The organism is Streptomyces sp. NPDC004732 (assembly GCF_040609235.1).
Lineage (GTDB): Bacteria > Actinomycetota > Actinomycetes > Streptomycetales > Streptomycetaceae > Streptomyces.
This window is the reverse complement of record NZ_JBEXJR010000004.1, coordinates 691,051-709,647: the sequence shown is the minus strand read 5'-3', so window position 1 is coordinate 709,647 and position 18,597 is coordinate 691,051. Positions and strand designations below refer to the sequence as shown.

The following is an 18,597-nucleotide window of genomic DNA, read 5'->3' as shown; positions in this document are numbered from 1 at the left end:
CTCCTCGGTGATCAACGTACGACGGGACTCCGTCGCGGACGAGGGCGTCGACGACCTGTTCGACGGCAAGGACACCGAGACCTCCGGAATACGCCCGGCCTGGGTGGACGACGGGGAGCTGCAGGGCAACTCGTTCGGCCACGGGCTGATGGGCATGGCGTCGGACACCCGGGCCTGGGTCGCGCTGCCGGACGCGTGCACCGGGGAGCCGGGGAACTTCGACGGCCCCGGCGTCGTCGACGTCGCGCTGGGCGACGACGAGATCAGTCGCAGCACGGACGCCGACACCAATGCCGAGTACCAGAAGGCTCTGTCCAGGGTCGCTGTGCACATCGCGAACGGCACCATGGAGGAGCTCGGCTGCGGGGGCGGGCTCGAAGGACCCGGCGAGCTCGCGCCCGCCCCGACGCTGCAGAGCTTCGAACGCATGGCTGCCGACCGCGAGATGTGCGGACTCGAGGGGGTGATCCTGCCGAAGGCGTACGTCGGGTCGGGCGCGCAGATGCGTGCCTCGGTCGGCGGAGCCGACCACCCCGAAAGGGCCGATGTCAACAGCCCCGTTCGCGGCTGCGACGTCCTCACCGGCGCAGATTCCCGCCCCGCGGTACACCTCAGGACGGTCCAGGAGCCCGACCTCACCGGTGCGTTCGGGCACAGCGTCCTGCACCTGGGCCGCGGGATCGACATCAAGGGCAGCGGTGTCGAGGCGACGGGGTCCTCCAGCCGCAGCACGGCCGCCCTGCGCGCCGAGTGCCCGAAGGGCGTGGTGGTGTTCATCGCCGAGGACGAGCACGACGAGGGGGGCCACACGTTCATCCGGGACGTCTTCCCGTCGTACGTCGCCACCGAAGCCGAGCGGCTTGGCTGCGGCCCGCTTGACCTTCGCATCCGCTCATGACGTGCGGCAATGCGGCGAACCGTCACGCCGAGAGACGACACGGACCGATGCCGTGAACTTATGTGCGCAACGCAGCTGTTGCGACGTAGGTTGTGCGATGAACATTCCCCGCTACGGTTGAAAGACGGACGGTACCCATGACCGACCACGCCACCACGCCCGGTCCGGCGGCCCACCAGAAGATCGACACGTCGGTGCCGCACTCGGCCCGGATCTGGAACTACTGGCTGGGAGGGAAGGACAACTACCCCGTCGACGAGGCCGCAGGCGACGCGTACAGCGCCGTCTTCCCCGGCATCGTCACCGTGGCCCGCAGCAGCCGTGCCTTCCTGCGCCGCAACATCACGCACCTGGTCACCGAGGCGGGCATCCGGCAGTTCCTGGACATCGGGACCGGTCTGCCGACGGTGGACAACACCCACGAGGTCGCCCAGCGGCTCGCCCCGCAGGCCCGGATCGTGTACGTGGACCACGACCCGATGGTGCTCACCCACGCCCGCGCCCTGCTCACCTCCACGCCGGAGGGCGCGACCGCCTACGTCGACGCCGAGCTGTCCGACCCCGACCGCATCCTGGCGGCCGCCGCGGAGACGCTGGACCTCACCCGCCCCACCGCCCTGATCCTCAGCAACATCCTGGGGCACATCGCCGACTACGACCAGGCGCGGGAGATCGTCGCCCGACTGCTGGAAGGTCTGCCGTCCGGCAGCTACCTCTCGATCAACGACGGCTCGCGCGGCATCGACGCCACCTACGAGCAGGCCCAGGACGCCTACAACGAGACCGGTGCCGTCCCGTACTTCCTGCGCCCCGTCGACAAGATCGAGGCGTTCTTCGAGGGACTGGAGCTCCTGGAGCCCGGGGTCGTCTCCGTCCCCTTCTGGCGTCCGGACGCGGACGCTCCCGCCGCGGAGCCCATCGGTGAGCACGGCGGGCTCGCCCGCAAGCCGTGAGCCAAGCGGTCCGGGAGCCGTGGGACGGGTCAGACGGAGCCGAGGTCCGCTGAGTACCAGCGCTCGGGCCGCAGGTAGTAAACGGTCTGATCGCCGTGCTCCTTGAAGGCGAACTGCACGTACGGCTCGACGTTTTCAGGCGAGAGATAGCGCGTCGAGATCTCTCGCAGCTGCTCGATGGTCGCCGCCTCGGTGCGGACCACCGGACCCTCCACGGAGACGTACCGGATGGTCGGCTCGACGCGGTCGACCATCAGCGAGATCCGCCCCGCGGCGGCGATCAGCCGCCCCTTCTTGGAGTCGCTGCCCGTCATCACCCAGAGGTCGCCGCCCAGGGCGTACTGGTACCAGATCGGCAGCGTGAGCGGTGCCCGTCCCTCCTCCGCCGTCACGGCCAGCGCTCCGATGTGCGGCTCGGACAGGAACAGTTCGCGTTCTTCGACGCTGAGGGGCATGCGGAACTCCTTCGTCGGTATCGAGCGCCTATCGAGTGGCAGTAGACCCCAACTCGCCCTCCCCTACAGGTATTCCACCTTTTCGGACAGCGCCGCGGGCCCCCAGAGACTTTCAGCCGACCTCTTCACTCATTCGGGTGGTGGAGCGGATCCGTCACGCGTGGCGTCGGGTGAGTCCGAGAGCCTGGGCCGGAGCCATCGTGCGGGGAGGGGACAGGGAGTACGTCCGAGGCCTGTTCCTCTGAGGATCGGCGCCACATCGTTCGGGTTTCCTGTTTCGCGTGACGGGAGAGTCACATGGCCGCGCCCCCACCGCCCGAGCCGTACCGGCTGCTACGGGCGACCGACCTGGTCGACCTGCATTTCGCGTTCCCGGGGCTGCGACTGGAGCGCCCCCTTCTAGGCCCACGGCGGCTCGTGCGCAAGGAGCCCGGGGAACCTGCCTTCCTGGTGGTCACGTTCGGCCCCCAGCACGTCGTCGAGCAGGCCTTCTTGGAGGTGAGCCCCGGCCTGCCGGAGACCGCCGCGGCGCCGGTGGCAGGCAGCGAGCCGCACAAGCCGCCCCCCGTCGCCTCCCGCATCGGCGGGCGCAGCCTTCTCGTGTTCAGCGTCGCGGCCGACGTCGTCATCGAGTACACCGAAGCGGGTCTCCTCACCGCCATGCGGACCCTGCCCCTCCATGTCGTGGACGCCGCCCGGGAACCGGCCCCGGCGGCCCGCCCCGCGCACACCGTGGCCGACCAACCCCTCGACGTGTTCCAGGCGCTGCGGCTGGCCCGGACGGCGGCGGAGCTGACCGCGCGGCACGGGCCGACCGGCCCCCTCGCCGCACACCTCCTCGATGCCGGGCTCCAGGCTCAGCCACCGGCCGCATCCGGCCCGGACGCCGTCGCCGGACCCGGCCCCGAGAACCCCCTGGCCGACCCCGCCCATCCCCGCACCGGCATCGAGCTGCCCTACCGGCTGCTCCTCTCCCCGCCCCAGACGGCGACCTGGACCCATCCGGCCTCGCTGCCCGATCCCGACGGCCGGGTCGAGCTATGGCACACCAGGATGCCGACCGGACACGCCCGGGCGGTGTGGACCCGTGACCCCGGCTTCGACCCGGCCGACCCGCGCGCCCTGCCCGCAGGGGGCAACGAGTTCCGGATGGCGCTGGACCGCAAGGACCGGTCCTCGGTCGTACATCTGAGCTCCAACCGGAACCTGCCGGGCAGCTTCTCGCCCGCGCCGCTCGACGTCGACAACCTCGTCCTGTCGGCCATGGGCGGCTGGCTCGACTCCTTCGGCCGCTGGGACCGGCCCCCGACCGGGTTCGACGTCACCCAGTGGCGGCACCGCGCCGCGCTGGGCCGCGATCACTACGTACGTGTCATGTACCGCGGCCGGTTGTGGCCCTTTGGGCATCTGGCGGACCTGGTCAAGGTCACCGAGCGCAAGTTCGACCAGTCCCGCCCGGACCGTGCCGCCTATCTCAACCAGCGGTTCTTCATCATGGTGCGCGAACCGGTGCGCACCTACGGAAGCCGGGAGGACAACAGCGACCAGCAGCGACTGCACCGGCTCTTCCCGTTCACCAGCGTCCGGCTGCTCACCCTGGTCACGCCCGACCTGCAGCAGCCGCAGACGATCCCGGGGCTCTCCTCGATCGGCGGTGACCCCGACGAGAAGCTCGCCTTCTTCCCCGTGTCCGCCACCGAGGATCCCTTCCCGTTCCAGGTGAGCATGACCGACCTGGAGGGACGGCTCCTGGAGTTCCGTACTCCGATGGCCTTCGTCGGCAAGCTGGTGCACGAGAACAAGGCCGATGTGCAGGCGATCGTCGACCACTACCGGAGCCTGGTCACCGAACCGGCTCCGGAGCCGCCGGACCTCAGCGATCCCGCGGTCCGGCGGGCCGTCGCGGACGTGCGGGGCCAGTCGATCGCGTACGCGCCGAGCCGCAAGCCCGGCGACACGACACTGTCCACCGGGCAGCTGATCTGGGGCGCGGCGACCACGGACTCCATCCTGGGGCTCGATCCCACCGATCACCCCCGGTTCGTGCCGACCGTGCGGTGGGCGCGGGCCGTGATCCCCGCGCTCAGCCAGTTCGGCGGCTCCGGGGCCGATGGGACGCAGTCGGTGTTCTATCCCGAGCCGTATGTGCGGGACGCCTTCACCGAGGCGAACAAGGGGCAGGTCTTCGTCGAGCTGGCCGCGCCCGTCGATCTGACGTTCCGCGGCTCCGGGCAGACCTCCGGCGCCCTCGCGCAGCCCAACTTCCCCGTCGCCGGGCTCTCCCGGCTCACCGGTCCCGTAGCCGCGACGACGCGCGCGGCAGTGGGTACGACAGCGGGCGCCGCGCCCGTCGACAAGTGGGCCAAGCTCGCCCAGGGCCGGTTCAATCCGCTGGACTACTTCGGCGAGCTGGCCGGGGCCAAGCTGTTCGGGATGTTCCCGCTCACCGAGATCCTGAGCGAGATCGGCCTAGACAACCTGAAGGCGCCGAACTTCTTCACCGCGACGGTCGACGCGGTCACCGGCTTCCTCGGCGATCTCCGTGGGCTGCGTGATCTGCTCACGTCCGTCGAGGAGCAATTCCCGGAGACCGTGGACCTGGTCCTTCGTACGACCGATGCCGCGGTGATCTTCGCGCAGGTCCTCGTGGACTACATCGTCAGCCAGTTGGAGGGCTCGCCGGAGCCGACCACCATCGAGGAGGTCGAGAACGCCTTCAATGCGTTCGCCGACGCTCTCGCGGCGCTGCGCATCGGGCTGCCCGCCGGGGTCGAGGCCGGGGTGCGGCAGCTGCTCGGGCGGATCGCCGACGTGGCCGCCACCTGGGACAGCGCGGTCGGTCAGGCCCTCGCCCTGAAGAAGGCGATCGAGCTCGCCGCCCTTGGTGCCAAGCTGCCGGACGTGGTCAATTCGCGGCTGCAGTGGCAGCCCGACATCAAGGCGTGGACCCCGGGCAAGCCGACGCCGACGGTGCCCGAGGACGCCGTGTTCTGGCCGACGGGGAAGCTGACGCTCGTCACCGATCTGCGCGGCTCGCTCCGTCCCGACGTGCCGCAGGCCGCGGACGTCACGTGCACGCTGGGCAAGTTCGACCTGCGCATGGTGCCCGGTTTCGACGCGATCGTGCTGCACTTCGACGAGATCAAGTTCAGCATGCGCGCCGGGCAGAAGCCCGACGTCGAGGTGAAGTTCGGCGGCGTCGACTTCGTGGGGAACCTGGCCTTCGTCCAGACCTTGCGGAACATCATTCCGCTCGACGGCTTCAGCGATCCACCGGCCATCACGGTCGACGGTTCGGGGATCCACGCGAACTACTCGATGCAGTTGCCGAACGCGGCCGTCGGCGTCTTCAGCCTGGAGAACCTCTCTCTCAACGCCGCGCTGTCGGTCCCCTTCATCGGGGACACGCCGCTGCAGGCCGGGTTCGCCTTCTGCCGCCGTGAGGCGCCGTTCCGGCTCACGGTGTCGATGCTGGGCGGCGGCGGCTACTTCGGGATCGTCCTGAACCCCAAGGAGATCGCTGTCCTCGACGCGGCCCTGGAGTTCGGGGCCGCCGTATCGATGAACTTCGGGGTGGCCAGCGGCAGCCTGTCGGTGATGGCGGGCATCTACTTCCGCCTCGACCTGGCACAGAACAGCGTCACCCTCGTCGGCTATCTGCGGGCGCGCGGCGAGGTCGACGTCCTCGGCATCGTCTCCGCCTCCATCGAGCTCTACATGGAGTTGGGCTACAAGGACGGCTACGCGATCGGCCGGGCCACCCTGACGATCAGCATCGAGATCGGCTTCTTCGAGACGTCGGTGACGATCAGCTGCGAGAAGAAATTCGCGGGCAGCGGCACCGGACCCGCCGCGTTCGCCGCGGGCACGCCCTGCCCCGAGATCAGCCCGCCCACGTTCGTGGATCTGATGTCCCCGTACCCCGACCCGGTCTCCGGCGCCCGGATCGACCCGGTCCTCGACTACTGCACCGCGTTCGCGGAGGTGGCCTGACCATGGACAGCATCCGATGGACCGTGCTTCCCGACGGTGTCGCCGACGCGGACACAGTACGTGTGTCCGTGCTCGTCAGCCCCAGCCTCACCGGGATCGGCGCGCTCGGCCAGTCCGCGTACTTCGCGAAGTGGCCGGAGCGGCTCGCCGCGCTCCTTCCCTCGCTGTGGCTGGAGTTCGACAGCCCGGCGGGCACGCGCGTCACGACCCTGCGGCCGACGGGCCGCTATCCGGCCGCCGATCTCGCCCTGTGGCGGACCCTGTTCGACGACTCCACCTTCGTACGGCCCCCGCAGCGCCCGCCCACCGCGCTCGCCGCCGAGGAGCAGCGCACGCTGCGTTCCTATCCGGGCAAGCGCGTCCACGACGAGGTCACCGGGCTGTACGAGGCGGTCGCGGTGTACACCACGCAGAGCAGGCTGCGTACCGAATGGGCGCGGGAAGAGCGGTTGTTGTGCGAGGAGCCGCCGACGGACCACCGCGGCTGGGAGCTGCCCGCGCTGTACCGGGTGACCGACATGATCTCGGATCCGGTGCTCGAACTGGGGCGCAATCTCAAGGACGGGTACGCGGTTCTGGAGGACGTGCTGCAGCCGCGCGGCCTCCGTGCGACGGCGGACGACGACGGTCACGAACCCCGCTTCATGGACCGCACGAGCGATGAGTACAACGGCGACAACAAGAGGATGCTGCCGCTGGCCGAGGCGGCCAGGTTCTACGACCGGGGCAAGGCGCCTTCCGCGCCCGGGCTCGCGGAGGAGCCTGCGCACCGGATCGACTTCCATGAGGCGTGCGGTCTGCTGGGCGACTATCCGGAGTTGCAGCGCCGGTTCGGGCTCGTGCTCGACCTGAGCTTCGCGATGCCCGCCGGGGTCGCGGACGGGGCGAAGGTCCGCGTGCACTTCGACGACCGGCTGCCCGAGTCGGGCGATCTGAACACCCCGGGCAAGTGTCCTTGGACGCAGATCCGGTACACGCGGGGCAGCGTCTTCGAGGCGGCCGCCGGGGAGAGCCGGGTGATCAGCGACCGGATGCTGGACCTCGGCGACCCCGCGCTCTGGCACCTCACCGAGCTCGACGTGGACGGGGCGGCCCTCAAGCACGTCGACTACGCACGTTCGATGGACGGCCTGTGGAGCGGTGGACGGCTGCCGTCGGGCACGGATTCGGTGGCCCAGCTGGTGTCGGGCACCGGCACCCCGGCGGCCCGCGGCGCCGGGATCACCCTGCTGCACACCGACCGCGACCGGCACCTCGCCGGGCTCATCGGCGCCGACGTGCGCCGTCAGGTCCACGCGGAGGAGGCCGTGCTGACCGCCGTGGACCTGCTGCGGGGCTACCGCGTCGACATCGGGGTCGTCGATCCGGCGACCGGCCGGGTCACGCGGTGGCGTTCGTTGCTGCGCCGCAAGGGCCGGTACACCATCCGTCGTCCGGGGCAGCAGCCCGTCGAGATCCAGGTGCGTCCGGACGAGGGCCTGGTGCGCGCGAGCGCCGTCACCGTCGACGCGGCCGACGACCGGCAGCTGTACGGGCACCAGGCCGTGTTCGGCTGGCACGGCTGGAGTCTCGCGGCGCCGCGCCCCGGCCGGACCATCGGCCTGGACGACCAGCCGAAGGCACCGGATCCGCCCGTGTCGCCGGACGTGCCGCTGGACACCAAGTTCTCCCCGGAGCCCGGCTCGCTGCCCGCGCTGCGCTTCGGCCGCACGTACCGGATGCGCGCCAGGGTCGTCGACCTGGCGGGCAACGGACTCGACCACACGGCGAGCACACCGGACGCGGTCCACTCCGACGCGATCACGTACGGCCGCTGGGAGCCGGTCCCCCAGCCCGTGGTAATGCCGCTCCTGCCGTTCAACGAGGGCGAGTCCACCGAGCGCCTCGTCATCCGCAGCACCGTCACCGACGAGGGCCGCGAGATCTCCACCGACGAGTACGCACTGGACCGCTCGGACGTACCCGACCATGCGGCGCACTCGGAGGTCGACGATCTGGACCGGCGGTACAAGCCGATCTCGGAGCGGCATGTGGCGCCGCCGAAGACCGCCCTGCAGATGGCCGAGGAACACGGCGTGTTCGACGCCGCGTTCGGCCCCGACAAACCCGACGAAGCGCGTGAGGAGTACGTCGCCGTCGCGTCCCGCGAGGCCGGGTCCTTCCTGGACACGAAGGTGCGGGACCCGGAGTGGCCCTACCGCGAGCACGATCTGCTGCGCGAGGGCGACATCCACATCGCCAAGCACAACGTGCACGACCCGCTGCCCCTCACCCCGCTGCCCCTCCCCCGGCGCGGCGCCTGCCTGGAGCAGGGCGAGTTCGTGGTGCACAGTGCCGACCAGCTGATCCTGCCGTATCTGCCGGACGTGCTGGCCGAGGGCGTCATGCTGCGCGGTCTGCCCGGTGACACGGGGAACCGCAAGATCCCCTTCCCCGGTCCGTGGCCGCAGGCCAAGCCGTTCAAGCTGCGCGTCAGGGAAGGCGACAGAGAGCCCCGCTGGCACGACGGCCTGCTTGAGCGGGTCCTTGAGGTGTTCCTCACCAAGGGGGAGATCGCCACGGTCCGGCTGAGTTGCTATGTCGATGCGGGGAAGCTGCCGCTGCTGCGGCAGTGGAGCCTGCTGACCGCTTCGCAGTTCTGGGCGGATCTGCCCGCCGCGGACAAGGCCTTCGTCACGCGGGCGAGCGCCGACGGCGAGAACTGGATGCTGACGCCCTGGGTCGAACTGACCCTGGTCCACGCGGTGGAGAAGCCGGTGCTCCGCCCGGAGCTCGGCGAACTGGCCCCGCACCGCGCCGCCGAGCAGACCGCGGCGCAGCTGACGGGGAAGCTGACCAGCCACGCCGAGAGCAGCGGCCACGTCGAGCTGGACGCGCACTGGAGCGAGTGGCTGGACGACGTCACCCGGCCCGAGCCGGTCCGGATCGACGGCCACACGCACCTCGAAGACATCACCCTGGCCTACACCGCGGACGAGGCACGCGTCGACCGCGCCCACGAGTTCGGCGACACCAGGCACCGCAACGTCCGCTACACCCCGACCGCGGTCACCCGGTTCCGTGAGTACTTCCACCCGAGCATCACCCAGGACCGGGCCAACGTCACCCGGGTCGGCCCGGCCGCCGCTCCCCTGCCCGTGCCCAGTTCGCGTCGGCCCGAGCCGCCTGCGGTGGCCTATGTCGTGCCGACCTTCCGCTGGCAGCGGACCGTCGACGAGCAGAGCCGCACCGTCACCCGGCACCGCCGCCCCGCAGGTCTCCGCGTCTACCTGGACCGGCCGTGGTTCTCCTCCGGGGACGACGAGATGCTGGCCGTCCTGCTCGATCCGGGCGGCACGGTCCTGCCGGACACCGTCGCAACCCGCTGGGGCGTGGACCCCGTCTGGGCCGATCCGACGGTCCTGCCGGGCCCCGCCGCCGCGCACTTCCCGAACGCGGCGAAGCGTCTCACCGGGCTGCGGCTCGCGGAGTCCCCCGACGCGGCGCCCGTGGCGGTCGACGCGGTGGCCTTCGCTCCGGCGTTCCACCCGGATCGGGGGCTGTGGTACGTCGACATCGATGTGGACTTCGGCGGCGCGGCCGTCGCCAAGAGCACGTACTTCCCGTACGTGCGCCTCGCCCTGGCCCGCTATCAGCCGTACTCGGTCGATCCGCTGCACCTCTCGAAGGTGGAGCGCGCGGAGTTCGCGCAGCTCGTGCCGCCCCGCTCGGTCACCGGTCGCCGCGACGGCGACCGGCTCACCGTCCGGCTGGCGGGTCCGGCGACGTACAACGAACTGGGTGAGCTCAGCGGCACCGGCGTCGCCGCCGCGGCCGCGAGCCGCCGGGTCGTCGTGACCCTGCAGAGCCGGGCGAACCTGCAGACGGACGAGATGGACTGGAAGCAGGCGGGTGCTCCGGTGGAGCTGACGTGCCGGGCCGACGGCGGCTCGTTCGTGTGGGACGGCGGCATCACCGTGCCGACCGTGCAGTTGCTGACCTCGTACCGGCTTCTCGTCCAGGAGTACGAGCTCTATCGCACCGACGCGGACACCGCCACGGACACCCTGACCGTGAACGGCGCCGCGGTGCCCGCGGCCCGGCGTCCGGTGCATGCCGACTACTTCGGGCTGAGCGTCGGCGTGCTCGGCCGGATCGACTTCGAGCTCTAGGAGGTCCAGATGACAGGACGGCCCTTCGTCTACGGCCTGATGGCCCTGCTGCTGGTCCTGACGTGGTCGTCGCCCGCGTCCGGTGCCGCGGCGAGCAGGTTCAACGACCCGCAGCCGCACCGTGGCGGCGCCGAGTACCGCGTGACCTACGACGGTCGGACGTTCGCCTGTTCGTCGGGGTTCGCCGTGCGCAGGGTGGACGGCGGCAAGCGCGCCATGGCCACCGCCGGACACTGCGCGCCGACCGGGACAGCGGCGACCTCGGGAGAGTTCCGGTTCGGCACGTTCCTCGCGTCGTTCAACAACGAGACGGTGGACGCCGCGCTGATCGGCGGCACCCGCATCAAGCCGCAGGAGTACGCGCCGACCCTCTGGACGGACGGCGGCACGCCGAGCACGCCCGTCGCGCGCCGCGTCCTCGGGAAGGCGGACGGTCCCGTGGTCGGGCAGAAGGTGTGTGTCAGCGGCAAGGTGACCAAGTTGGTCTGCGACATCGAGGTGTACCACCTCACCCGAGGCGAGTCCTGCGACGAGGAACATCCGGATGTGTGCACCGGTGGCCTGGTCCTCGCGGGCAAGGAGGGCGTGAACATCGTGCACCAGGGCGACTCGGGAGCCCCGGTGTTCGTGCCGATCGACACGGAGATCGACGGGCACAAGGTGTTCGGCGCCATGCTCGTCGGCATGCTGGTCGGGGGCGGGCCACGGGTCGAGCAGGGTCCTGAGGACCTGATCACGTTCCACACCGTCAAACAGATCGAGTGCGCTCTGGCCGCGCGGGTGCTGACGACGTCGGAGGCGCAGTCGGGCGACACGACCCCGCCGCCGCCCCGGGAGGACTGTGCGACGGCGAGCTAGCGCGGGGGGTGCATCAGGCGGGCCAGCAGGTCGTCGAGGGTGACCATGCCGGTGAGGCGTCCGGTGTCGTCGCTGACGACGGCGAGGGAGGCGCGGTGTCTGCGTAGTTGTTCGATGGCGTGGCCGACGGTGTCCTTCGCGGCCAGTTCCGGGACGGGGCGTGCCAGTTCGCGTGCGGTGACCTCCGTGCGGCAGCGGGCGCGGGCGATCAGGGCGTCGCGGGCGTGCACGGAGCCGAGGACCAGTGGGCCTTCGAACACGAGGAGGCGGCTGCGGTCGTGTGCGGCGGCCGTGGTGAGGATCTCGTCGATGCCCGCCGCGGCCGGGACCGAGATGATCTGTCCGGCCGGTGTCTGGAGGTCGCCGACAGGAGAGTGCGGTTCGGTGAGGGAGTTGGTGATCAGCTCCGAGTCGTTCTCGCTGATCAGGCCGAGGCGCGCGGACTCCTCGACGAGGTGGGTGAGCTGTTCGCGGTTGTGTACCGGGGCGAGCTCGTCGCGCGGGGTGACTCGGCAGAGCCGTACCAGGGCGTTGCTGACCCTGTTGAGGAGTCCGATGAGCGGTCGTACGACCTTGACCACCGCGCGGAAGGCGGGCGAGAGGAGCATGGCCGAGCGCTCCGGGTGGGCGATGGCCCACGATTTGGGTGCCATTTCGCCGACGACCATGTGCAGGAAGACGACGACGAGCATCGCGAAGGCGAATGAGACGCCGTAGCTGAGGCCGCTGGGCAGGCCCCACTTGTGCAGCAGCGGGTCGAGTTCGTGGGAGATCGCGGGCTTGGAGATCGAGCCGAGGCCCAGGGTGCAGACGGTGATGCCGAGTTGTGCGCCCGCGAGCATCAGGGACAGCTCGCGCATGCCTGCGAGTGCGGCCTTGGCGCCACGCTGCCCGTCGGAGGCGGCCTTCTCCATGCGGTGCCGTTTGGCGGCGACGAGCGCGAACTCGGCGGCCACGAAGAAGCCGCTGCCGATCAGCAGCAGGACCGTGATGAACAGCGCCATCGGGAAGCTCATGCGCTCGGCTCCTCGTCGTTCGACCCGTTGAGGAGGGCCTCGGGGAGCCGTTCCAGGCGCACCTGCTCGGCGACGTGCCTCTCCAGGGTGCGTACGTCGATCACCACGGTGTCCCCGTCGGGCAGGTGCACGGTGAGTCTGTCTCCGATGGACGGGAAGCGGCCGAGTCGGTCTACGACGAATCCGGAGACGGTGTCGTAGTCGTCCTCCTCGGGCAGCTCGATGCCGGTGGCCTCGGCGACCTCGTCGAGGCGGCGGCCCGCGTCCACCAGCCAGCCCCGTCCGTCGGGGACGGCCAGCTCGACGACGGTGTCGCTCTCGTCGGCGATGTCGCCGACCAGTTCCTCGGCGATGTCCTCGTACGTCACGATGCCCGCCACGCCCCCGTGCTCGTCGAGGACGACGGCGAACTCGTCGTCGCGCTGCCGCATCTGCTCGACCGCGTCGGGCAGTTCGAGGGTGTCGGGCAGGAGCAGCGGGCGTCGGGCGACCGCGCCTGCCGTCGTGTCGGCCAGGCTTCCGGCGGGCAGCCTGGTCAGCTCACGGATGCCGAGGACGCCGCCGATGTCGTCGGGGTGGTCGCCGAGGACGGGATAGTTCGAGTGGCCGTGCCGGGCGATCAGCTCGATGGTGTCGGCCGCGCTCGCCTCCTTGCGGACGAAGACGGCGTCGGCGCGCGGCACCATGACTTCGTCGAGGGTGCGGTCGGAGAATTCGAGCGCGTGGTCGAGGAGGGCCGCGGTGTCCTTGGGGAGCTTGCCCTGCTCGTGGGACTCGCCGATGAGGTGGCCCAGCTCCTCCAGCGTCGCGCCGTGGTGCAGCTCCTCGACGGGTTCGATCCCGATGCGGCGCAGCAGCCGGTTGGCGGCGCTGTCGAAGATCCGCACGACCGGTCCGACCACCTTGAGATACGCGAGGGTGGAGGCCGCCAGGGATTTGGCGAGGCGCTCGGGCACGGCGAGCGCGAGGTTCTTCGGTGCCAGCTCGCCGAGCACCATCTGGATGACGGTGGCCAGGACGAAGGCGAGGACGACGGAGATTCCGCCGACCGCGCCGTCGGGGATGCCGATCCCGGTGAGCGCGGGCCTGACCAGCGTGGACACGGACGGTTCCGCGATGAAGCCGACGACCAGGCCGGTGACGGTGATGCCGAGCTGCGCGCCGGACAGCATGAAGGAGAGCCGCTCGAGGACCTGCAGGGCGCGGGCCGCGCGCTTGTCGCCCGCTTCGGCCTCGCGGGTCAGGGCCAGGCGGTCCGCGGAGACGTACGCGAATTCCTGCGCCACGAAATAGCCGGTGCCGGCGGTGAGGACGAAGACGGCCAGCAGGCCGAGTGCTGCGCTCATCGGTGCGTCGGTGCGCAGGGGGGCGGGGGGTCCGTCGGTCTGGCGGACAATGCGCTGCTCCTCGTTCAGGGTGTGTCAGGACAACGGTCCTGGTCGGCCTCGGGTTCCCTGATCACTTTCCGCCGCCGGAGCGCCGCGTGCCACCCGATGCGGTGCCAGGGCTCGGTGAGGGGGCCGGGGCGCATGCGGGGGTCCATGTGCGGGCAGCGGGTCCCGCCGGAAGGGAATGCGGTCCCCGTCTCGTCCGCCATGGCGGCGAAGAAGCGGCGCCCCGCGGACGACTGTCGTGACGTGGACCAGGTGTACCCCACGCCTGCGGCGAGGGCGGTGTGCACGGCGTGCCGTCCGAGGCCCTGGCCCTGCCAGTGGGCGGCGACGGCGATGCTGCCGATGTACCCGAGCCGACAGGGGTGGCAGACCTGGTATTCGAGGCTGCCGACCTGCCGGTGGCCGGGGTCCAGGATGGTGACGGCCCGGCGTCCCGCAGGCAGCGTCTCGACGACGCGCTCGTAGTGGACGGCGGGAGGCCGGGCCGGCGGGGTCACTTGGTTCTTTCCGCGTTTCCCTGCCCCTTGGCGAGGGCGGCCGCGTCCTGTTTGAAGGCCCAGGTCATCTTCGGCTCCATGGCGAAGCGGAACATGCGCTGCACCGGTGGGGTGCACAGGAGTGTGATCACGGTTCCGGCGAGGAGGGTCACGGTGATCTCGCCGAGCGGGCGGTGGATCCAGTCGGCGTCGTACCAGTCCCAGAAGCGGGATCCCTTGGCGAGGAAGCCGTGCAGCAGGTAGCCGTACAGCGTGCCTGCGCCCAGTGCCGTGAACCACAGCCTGCGTCCGGGCACCCAGGCGAAGAAGCAGGCGACGAGCACCAGCGAGCAGCCGAAGAGCCCGATCGTCATGACGGCGCCGGACCAGCCGGGCGCGGCCAGTTCCTGTGCGCTGTCGCGTCGGTAGAACCACGCCGCGTTCATGCGCGGGGCCGCCCAGTAGGCGAAGGCGAGGGCCATGGCGAAGACCGGCAGGGCCAGGATCCGCGCCTCCCGGCGGCGCACCATCTGGAAGTGGGCCGGTTTCAGGACGAGGCCGAGGACGAAGAAGGGCAGGAACTGCAGGACGCGCTGCAGGTCGAGGTCGTCACCGATGTCGGGTGACACGGACGCGAGGACGGCGATGGCGAGCGCGAGCGGCAGCGGCCATCGGACGATCTTCCAGAGGGGTGTCGTGAGCCGCCAGATGAACAGGGCGGCCAGGAACCAAGTCAGGTACCAGGGGTCGAGCAGGCTGATGGGGTAATCCGGGTCGCCGCCCGCCCACCGCTTGAAGAAGGTGTACGCGACTTCGAAGACCACGTAGGGCACGGCGATTCCCGTGACCAGGCGTTTGATGCGGTTCGGGCTCGCGTCGAAGCTGCGGGAGAAGTAGCCGGAGATGACGATGAACGCCGGCATGTGGAAGGTGTAGACGGTGATGTAGAGCGCGGCGGCGGCCCTGCTGTCGCCGCGCAGCGGTTCCCATGCGTGCCCCATGGCGACGAGGACGATCGCCAGGCACTTGGCGTTGTCGAAGAACGAGTCCCGCTGCTTGGCCGGTTTCGCCGTCCCAGCCGTCTTCGGGGGTCTGCTCGCGGCAGTGGCAGGAGCCGGTGCGGGCCGTTGGGGAGGCAGCGCCAGCGCATGGCGGCCTGTCGGCCGTGAGGTGTCACTCAAGATGCCTCCCACAATGAACCTGGGCCTGCGAAATCGCGTCTTGCCATGAATGCGGGTGATGCGCCGTCGCAGAACATCTCCGGCACCTTAGCCATACTTCTACAGTCGCGTAAAACCCCACTGGTCGTGGGGCTCACCACACGGGACAGGCGCCACACAGGACAGACGACACACGTCGACCGCACCCGAGTACCCACTGAGACGTCAACGAATCAGAGGCGCCGCCGAAACGGACAGGGGCCGGTTCGACACCTCCTGGTGTCGAACCGGCCCCTTGTGTCCTGGGTACGTACGGTCAGTCCGTGCCGAACTCCATCGCGGCGCGGTCCAGCGCCGCGTCCTCGGTGGAGACCTGGCCGCGGGAGGCGATGGCCTCGGCGCCGCCCTCCGGCATCTCCGGCATGGTGCCGATCAGGCCGGTGGCGGCGGCCTGTGCGGCCCCGATGGACGGGTTGGCGGTGCCGATCAGGCCGAGGCCCGCGTACTGCTCCAGCTTGGCGCGGGAGTCGGCGATGTCGAGGTTGCGCATGGTGAGCTGGCCGATCCGGTCCACCGGGCCGAACGCCGAGTCCTCGGTGCGCTCCATGGACAGCTTGTCCGGGTGGTAGCTGAACGCAGGTCCCGTGGTGTCGAGGATCGAGTAGTCCTCGCCGCGCCGCAGCCGCAGCGTCACCTCGCCGGTGATGGCCGCGCCCACCCAGCGCTGCAGCGACTCGCGCACCATCAGGGCCTGCGGGTCGAGCCAGCGGCCCTCGTACATCAGCCGACCGAGGCGCCGGCCCTCGTTGTGGTACTGCGCGAGGGTGTCCTCGTTGTGGATCGCGTTGACGAGGCGCTCGTACGCGGCGTGCAGGAGGGCCATGCCGGGCGCCTCGTAGATGCCGCGGCTCTTGGCCTCGATGATCCGGTTCTCGATCTGGTCCGACATGCCCATGCCGTGGCGGCCGCCGATGGCGTTGGCCTCCATCACCAGGTCGACGGCGGAGGCGAACTCCTTGCCGTTGATGGTGACGGGGCGACCCTGGTCGAAGCCGATCGTCACGTCCTCCGTGGCGATCTCGACCGACGGGTCCCAGAACTTCACACCCATGATCGGTTCGACGGTCTCGACGCCCGTGTTCAGGTGCTCGAGGATCTTGGCCTCATGCGTCGCGCCCCAGATGTTGGCGTCGGTGGAGTACGCCTTCTCGGTGCTGTCCCGGTACGGCAGCTCGTGGGCGAGGAGCCACTCCGACATCTCCTTGCGGCCGCCGAGCTCGGTGACGAAGTCCGCGTCCAGCCAGGGCTTGTAGATCCGCAGCTGCGGGTTGGCCAGCAGGCCGTACCGGTAGAACCGCTCGATGTCGTTGCCCTTGAAGGTCGAGCCGTCGCCCCAGATCTGGACGTCGTCCTCGAGCATCGCCCGGACCAGGAGGGTGCCGGTGACGGCGCGGCCGAGCGGCGTGGTGTTGAAGTACGCGCGTCCGCCGGAGCGGATGTGGAACGCCCCGCAGGTCAGCGCGGCAAGGCCCTCTTCCACCAGCGCGGCGCGGCAGTCGACCAGACGCGCGATCTCCGCGCCGTAGGCCTTGGCGCGGCCGGGCACCGAGGCGATGTCGGGCTCGTCGTACTGCCCGATGTCGGCGGTGTAGGTGCACGGGACGGCGCCCTTGTCGCGCATCCACGCGACCGCGACGGAGGTGTCGAGACCGCCCGAGAAGGCGATGCCGACGCGCTCGCCGGCGGGGAGGGAGGTGAGGACCTTAGACATAGGAAGAGTATGCATCATCTCGCATGGTCATGCAAAGACGGCATCGCAGGACGGTGCGGGGCGCGGTCCGGTCGGCTTACGAGGCGCCGTCGAGTACCTCGCGCAGTCGATGCGCGAACTCGTCCGGCTTCCCCGGATATCCGAAGTCTCCGTCAAGGAAACCGCCGTGATGGCTCGGGAACACGGTCACCCGCTGTCCCAGCAGCGCGGCGGTCGCGACGGAGGTGCGTCCGGTCGGCACACCTTCGGACTCCTCACCGACGGCGATCACGATGCGGGTCGGCGCGGCGGCGAGCGCGCCGCTGTCCGGCCGGTAGTCGCTCACCGCCCACGACCGGTCGGACAGCAGCGGATCGCCACGTGAGCCGTCGTCCTGCGTGGGCATCCCGAACGCGGCGGGATCGGCCTCCGGCTGTGCGAAGTACGCGTCGGTGAACTCTCCCTGCCACGCGGCCATGACCATGAACGCGGCCATCCCGGCCCCCCATCCCCGCTTCTCGTAGACCTCCCGGACCCCGTCCCGCGCCCGCACGGCCGCCGGGCCGTCCGGAATGAGGGTGATGAGCGGCGGCTCGTGCGCGACCAGAGTGGTCACGTCCGCGGGATACCTCGCCACGACCTCCAGGGCCGTGACCGCTCCGCCGCTGCTGGCGAACATCTCGACTGGTCCGGCTCCGAGTGCCTCGATGACGGCGTGCACGTCGTCGGCCTGGATCTGCGGCGTGTGGTCGTCCCGCCCGTCCTTACGGGTGCTGCGGCCGAGCCCGCGCGGGTCGTAGGTGGCCACGGTCCGCTCGGGGAAGCGCGCGGCGAGCGCGGCGAAGCCGGTGGCGTCCATGGGCTGCCCGATCATGAACAACGGCGGGCGTCCGTCTGAGGTCGGCAGCGGCCCACGAACGTCATAAACGAGGTCCGCGCCGACGGTCTTGAGCGTGTGAGTCTCCATGTCCGTGCAGACCGGCCGTGTCCCGGAAACTCATCGGTGCGACGGGCGACGAACTCGTCGGCTCAGGCCGCCCCGTCGAACGGAGTGATGCGGCGGTAGGCGGCCCGGGCGTACCACACCCGGGCCGCCGCCGTGCCGATGAGGGCGGCGGCCAGCAGGCACGCCACCCAGCCGGGGTCCCGGTGCCCGGCCCAGGAGAGTTCCCCGGTGGGGTGGGCGGCGAACACGTTGAGCAGGGCCCAGCAGAGCAGGGCCGTGCCCGGTGCCGCGACGAACCGGCCGAGCGTGCCGACCAGGGCTGCCAGCACGGACAGCGCCGCGAGAGCGAGGCCGGTGCGGTCGAGCGCGCCGAGCAGGTCGAACGCGATGACCAGCACCAGGGAGCCCGAACAGGCCGTCGTCCAGACGAACGGCGTGGCCATGGGTTCAGGGACGGCCCTTGCGCCCTTGGCGATGTACCGCCACTCCACCACCGTCGTTCCTCCCCACCACCGGGTGCCGGGCGCCACATCGGCCCCCGGCCTTC

13 protein-coding genes are annotated in these 18,597 nt (G+C 70.5%); 5 read left to right on the top strand and 8 right to left on the bottom strand.

The genetic code is table 11. The annotated features are described in order from the left end of the window. Positions 1 to 7: 7 nt before the first annotated feature. Both ABZV77_RS15500 and ABZV77_RS15495 read left to right on the top strand, forming a co-directional pair. The gene (locus tag ABZV77_RS15500) at positions 8 to 898 is read left to right on the top strand and encodes a hypothetical protein (RefSeq protein ID WP_356255950.1); all 891 of its coding nucleotides are present in this window, start codon (positions 8 to 10) and stop codon (positions 896 to 898) included. 137 nt (positions 899 to 1,035) lie between these two features. After that, positions 1,036 to 1,851 carry an SAM-dependent methyltransferase gene (locus ABZV77_RS15495; RefSeq protein ID WP_356255947.1) on the top strand — a complete coding sequence of 272 codons (816 nt, stop codon included), beginning with the start codon at positions 1,036 to 1,038 and terminating at the stop codon, positions 1,849 to 1,851. 29 nt (positions 1,852 to 1,880) lie between these two features. Here the strand turns inward: ABZV77_RS15495 and ABZV77_RS15490 are convergent, their stop codons facing one another. Continuing rightward, positions 1,881 to 2,306, bottom strand: coding sequence for a pyridoxamine 5'-phosphate oxidase family protein (locus tag ABZV77_RS15490; protein ID WP_356255945.1), 426 nt, complete (start codon positions 2,304 to 2,306; stop codon positions 1,881 to 1,883). 297 nt (positions 2,307 to 2,603) lie between these two features. On the opposite strand from ABZV77_RS15490, the gene ABZV77_RS15485 reads away from it, so the two are divergent. From ABZV77_RS15485 to ABZV77_RS15475, 3 genes are read left to right on the top strand one after another with little or no spacing between them, the layout of a single operon-like run. Further along, positions 2,604 to 6,299 (top strand): hypothetical protein, encoded by a 3,696-nt coding sequence (locus ABZV77_RS15485; protein WP_356255943.1) that lies wholly within the window; start codon positions 2,604 to 2,606, stop codon positions 6,297 to 6,299. Between the two features lie 2 nt (positions 6,300 to 6,301). Beyond that, a complete protein-coding gene (locus ABZV77_RS15480; RefSeq protein ID WP_356255940.1) occupies positions 6,302 to 10,450 on the top strand; it encodes a hypothetical protein in 4,149 nt (1,382 codons plus the stop codon). A gap of 9 nt (positions 10,451 to 10,459) precedes the next feature. Further along, on the top strand, positions 10,460 to 11,308 hold the full coding sequence (locus tag ABZV77_RS15475) for a hypothetical protein (RefSeq protein WP_356255937.1): 849 nt from the start codon (positions 10,460 to 10,462) through the stop codon (positions 11,306 to 11,308). On the opposite strand, the gene ABZV77_RS15470 is transcribed toward ABZV77_RS15475, so the two are convergent. The 7 genes from ABZV77_RS15470 to ABZV77_RS15440 all read right to left on the bottom strand — a co-directional run bounded on the left by ABZV77_RS15470 (position 11,305) and on the right by ABZV77_RS15440 (position 18,544). Further along, entirely contained in the window at positions 11,305 to 12,324 is a 1,020-nt protein-coding gene (locus tag ABZV77_RS15470; protein WP_356255934.1) for a hemolysin family protein, read from the bottom strand. The two genes, ABZV77_RS15475 and ABZV77_RS15470, sit on opposite strands and share 4 nt — an antisense overlap. Next, positions 12,321 to 13,670, bottom strand: a complete 1,350-nt coding sequence (locus ABZV77_RS15465) for a hemolysin family protein (protein WP_356255931.1) — start codon at positions 13,668 to 13,670, stop codon at positions 12,321 to 12,323. The genes ABZV77_RS15470 and ABZV77_RS15465 overlap by 4 nt, the downstream gene beginning before the upstream one ends. Positions 13,671 to 13,735: 65 nt before the next feature. Further along, complete coding sequence (locus ABZV77_RS15460; RefSeq protein ID WP_356255928.1) at positions 13,736 to 14,215, bottom strand: GNAT family N-acetyltransferase; 480 nt, start codon at positions 14,213 to 14,215, stop codon at positions 13,736 to 13,738. Then, positions 14,212 to 15,375 carry an acyltransferase family protein gene (locus tag ABZV77_RS15455; RefSeq protein ID WP_356255925.1) on the bottom strand — a complete coding sequence of 388 codons (1,164 nt, stop codon included), beginning with the start codon at positions 15,373 to 15,375 and terminating at the stop codon, positions 14,212 to 14,214. Before ABZV77_RS15455 ends, ABZV77_RS15460 begins: the two co-directional genes overlap by 4 nt. 295 nt (positions 15,376 to 15,670) lie before the next feature. Beyond that, on the bottom strand, positions 15,671 to 17,125 hold the full coding sequence (gene argG / locus ABZV77_RS15450) for an argininosuccinate synthase (protein WP_356255922.1): 1,455 nt from the start codon (positions 17,123 to 17,125) through the stop codon (positions 15,671 to 15,673). A gap of 76 nt (positions 17,126 to 17,201) precedes the next feature. Further along, complete coding sequence (locus tag ABZV77_RS15445; protein WP_356255919.1) at positions 17,202 to 18,071, bottom strand: alpha/beta hydrolase; 870 nt, start codon at positions 18,069 to 18,071, stop codon at positions 17,202 to 17,204. Positions 18,072 to 18,133: 62 nt separating this feature from the next. Then, positions 18,134 to 18,544 carry a hypothetical protein gene (locus ABZV77_RS15440; protein ID WP_356255916.1) on the bottom strand — a complete coding sequence of 137 codons (411 nt, stop codon included), beginning with the start codon at positions 18,542 to 18,544 and terminating at the stop codon, positions 18,134 to 18,136. Between the last annotated feature and the right edge of the window lie 53 nt (positions 18,545 to 18,597).

Excerpts from the sequence above, each read along its gene's own strand:
- ABZV77_RS15470 (WP_356255934.1), bottom strand. The coding sequence starts at position 12,324 with ATGAGCTTCCCGATGGCGCTGTTCATCACGGTCCTGCTGCTGATCGGC.
- ABZV77_RS15445 (WP_356255919.1), bottom strand. The coding sequence starts at position 18,071 with ATGGAGACTCACACGCTCAAGACCGTCGGCGCGGACCTCGTTTATGAC.
- argG (WP_356255922.1), bottom strand. The coding sequence starts at position 17,125 with ATGTCTAAGGTCCTCACCTCCCTCCCCGCCGGCGAGCGCGTCGGCATC.
- ABZV77_RS15475 (WP_356255937.1), top strand. The coding sequence starts at position 10,460 with ATGACAGGACGGCCCTTCGTCTACGGCCTGATGGCCCTGCTGCTGGTC.
- ABZV77_RS15495 (WP_356255947.1), top strand. The coding sequence starts at position 1,036 with ATGACCGACCACGCCACCACGCCCGGTCCGGCGGCCCACCAGAAGATC.
- ABZV77_RS15490 (WP_356255945.1), bottom strand. The coding sequence starts at position 2,306 with ATGCCCCTCAGCGTCGAAGAACGCGAACTGTTCCTGTCCGAGCCGCAC.
- ABZV77_RS15485 (WP_356255943.1), top strand. The coding sequence starts at position 2,604 with ATGGCCGCGCCCCCACCGCCCGAGCCGTACCGGCTGCTACGGGCGACC.
- ABZV77_RS15480 (WP_356255940.1), top strand. The coding sequence starts at position 6,302 with ATGGACAGCATCCGATGGACCGTGCTTCCCGACGGTGTCGCCGACGCG.
- ABZV77_RS15465 (WP_356255931.1), bottom strand. The coding sequence starts at position 13,670 with ATGAGCGCAGCACTCGGCCTGCTGGCCGTCTTCGTCCTCACCGCCGGC.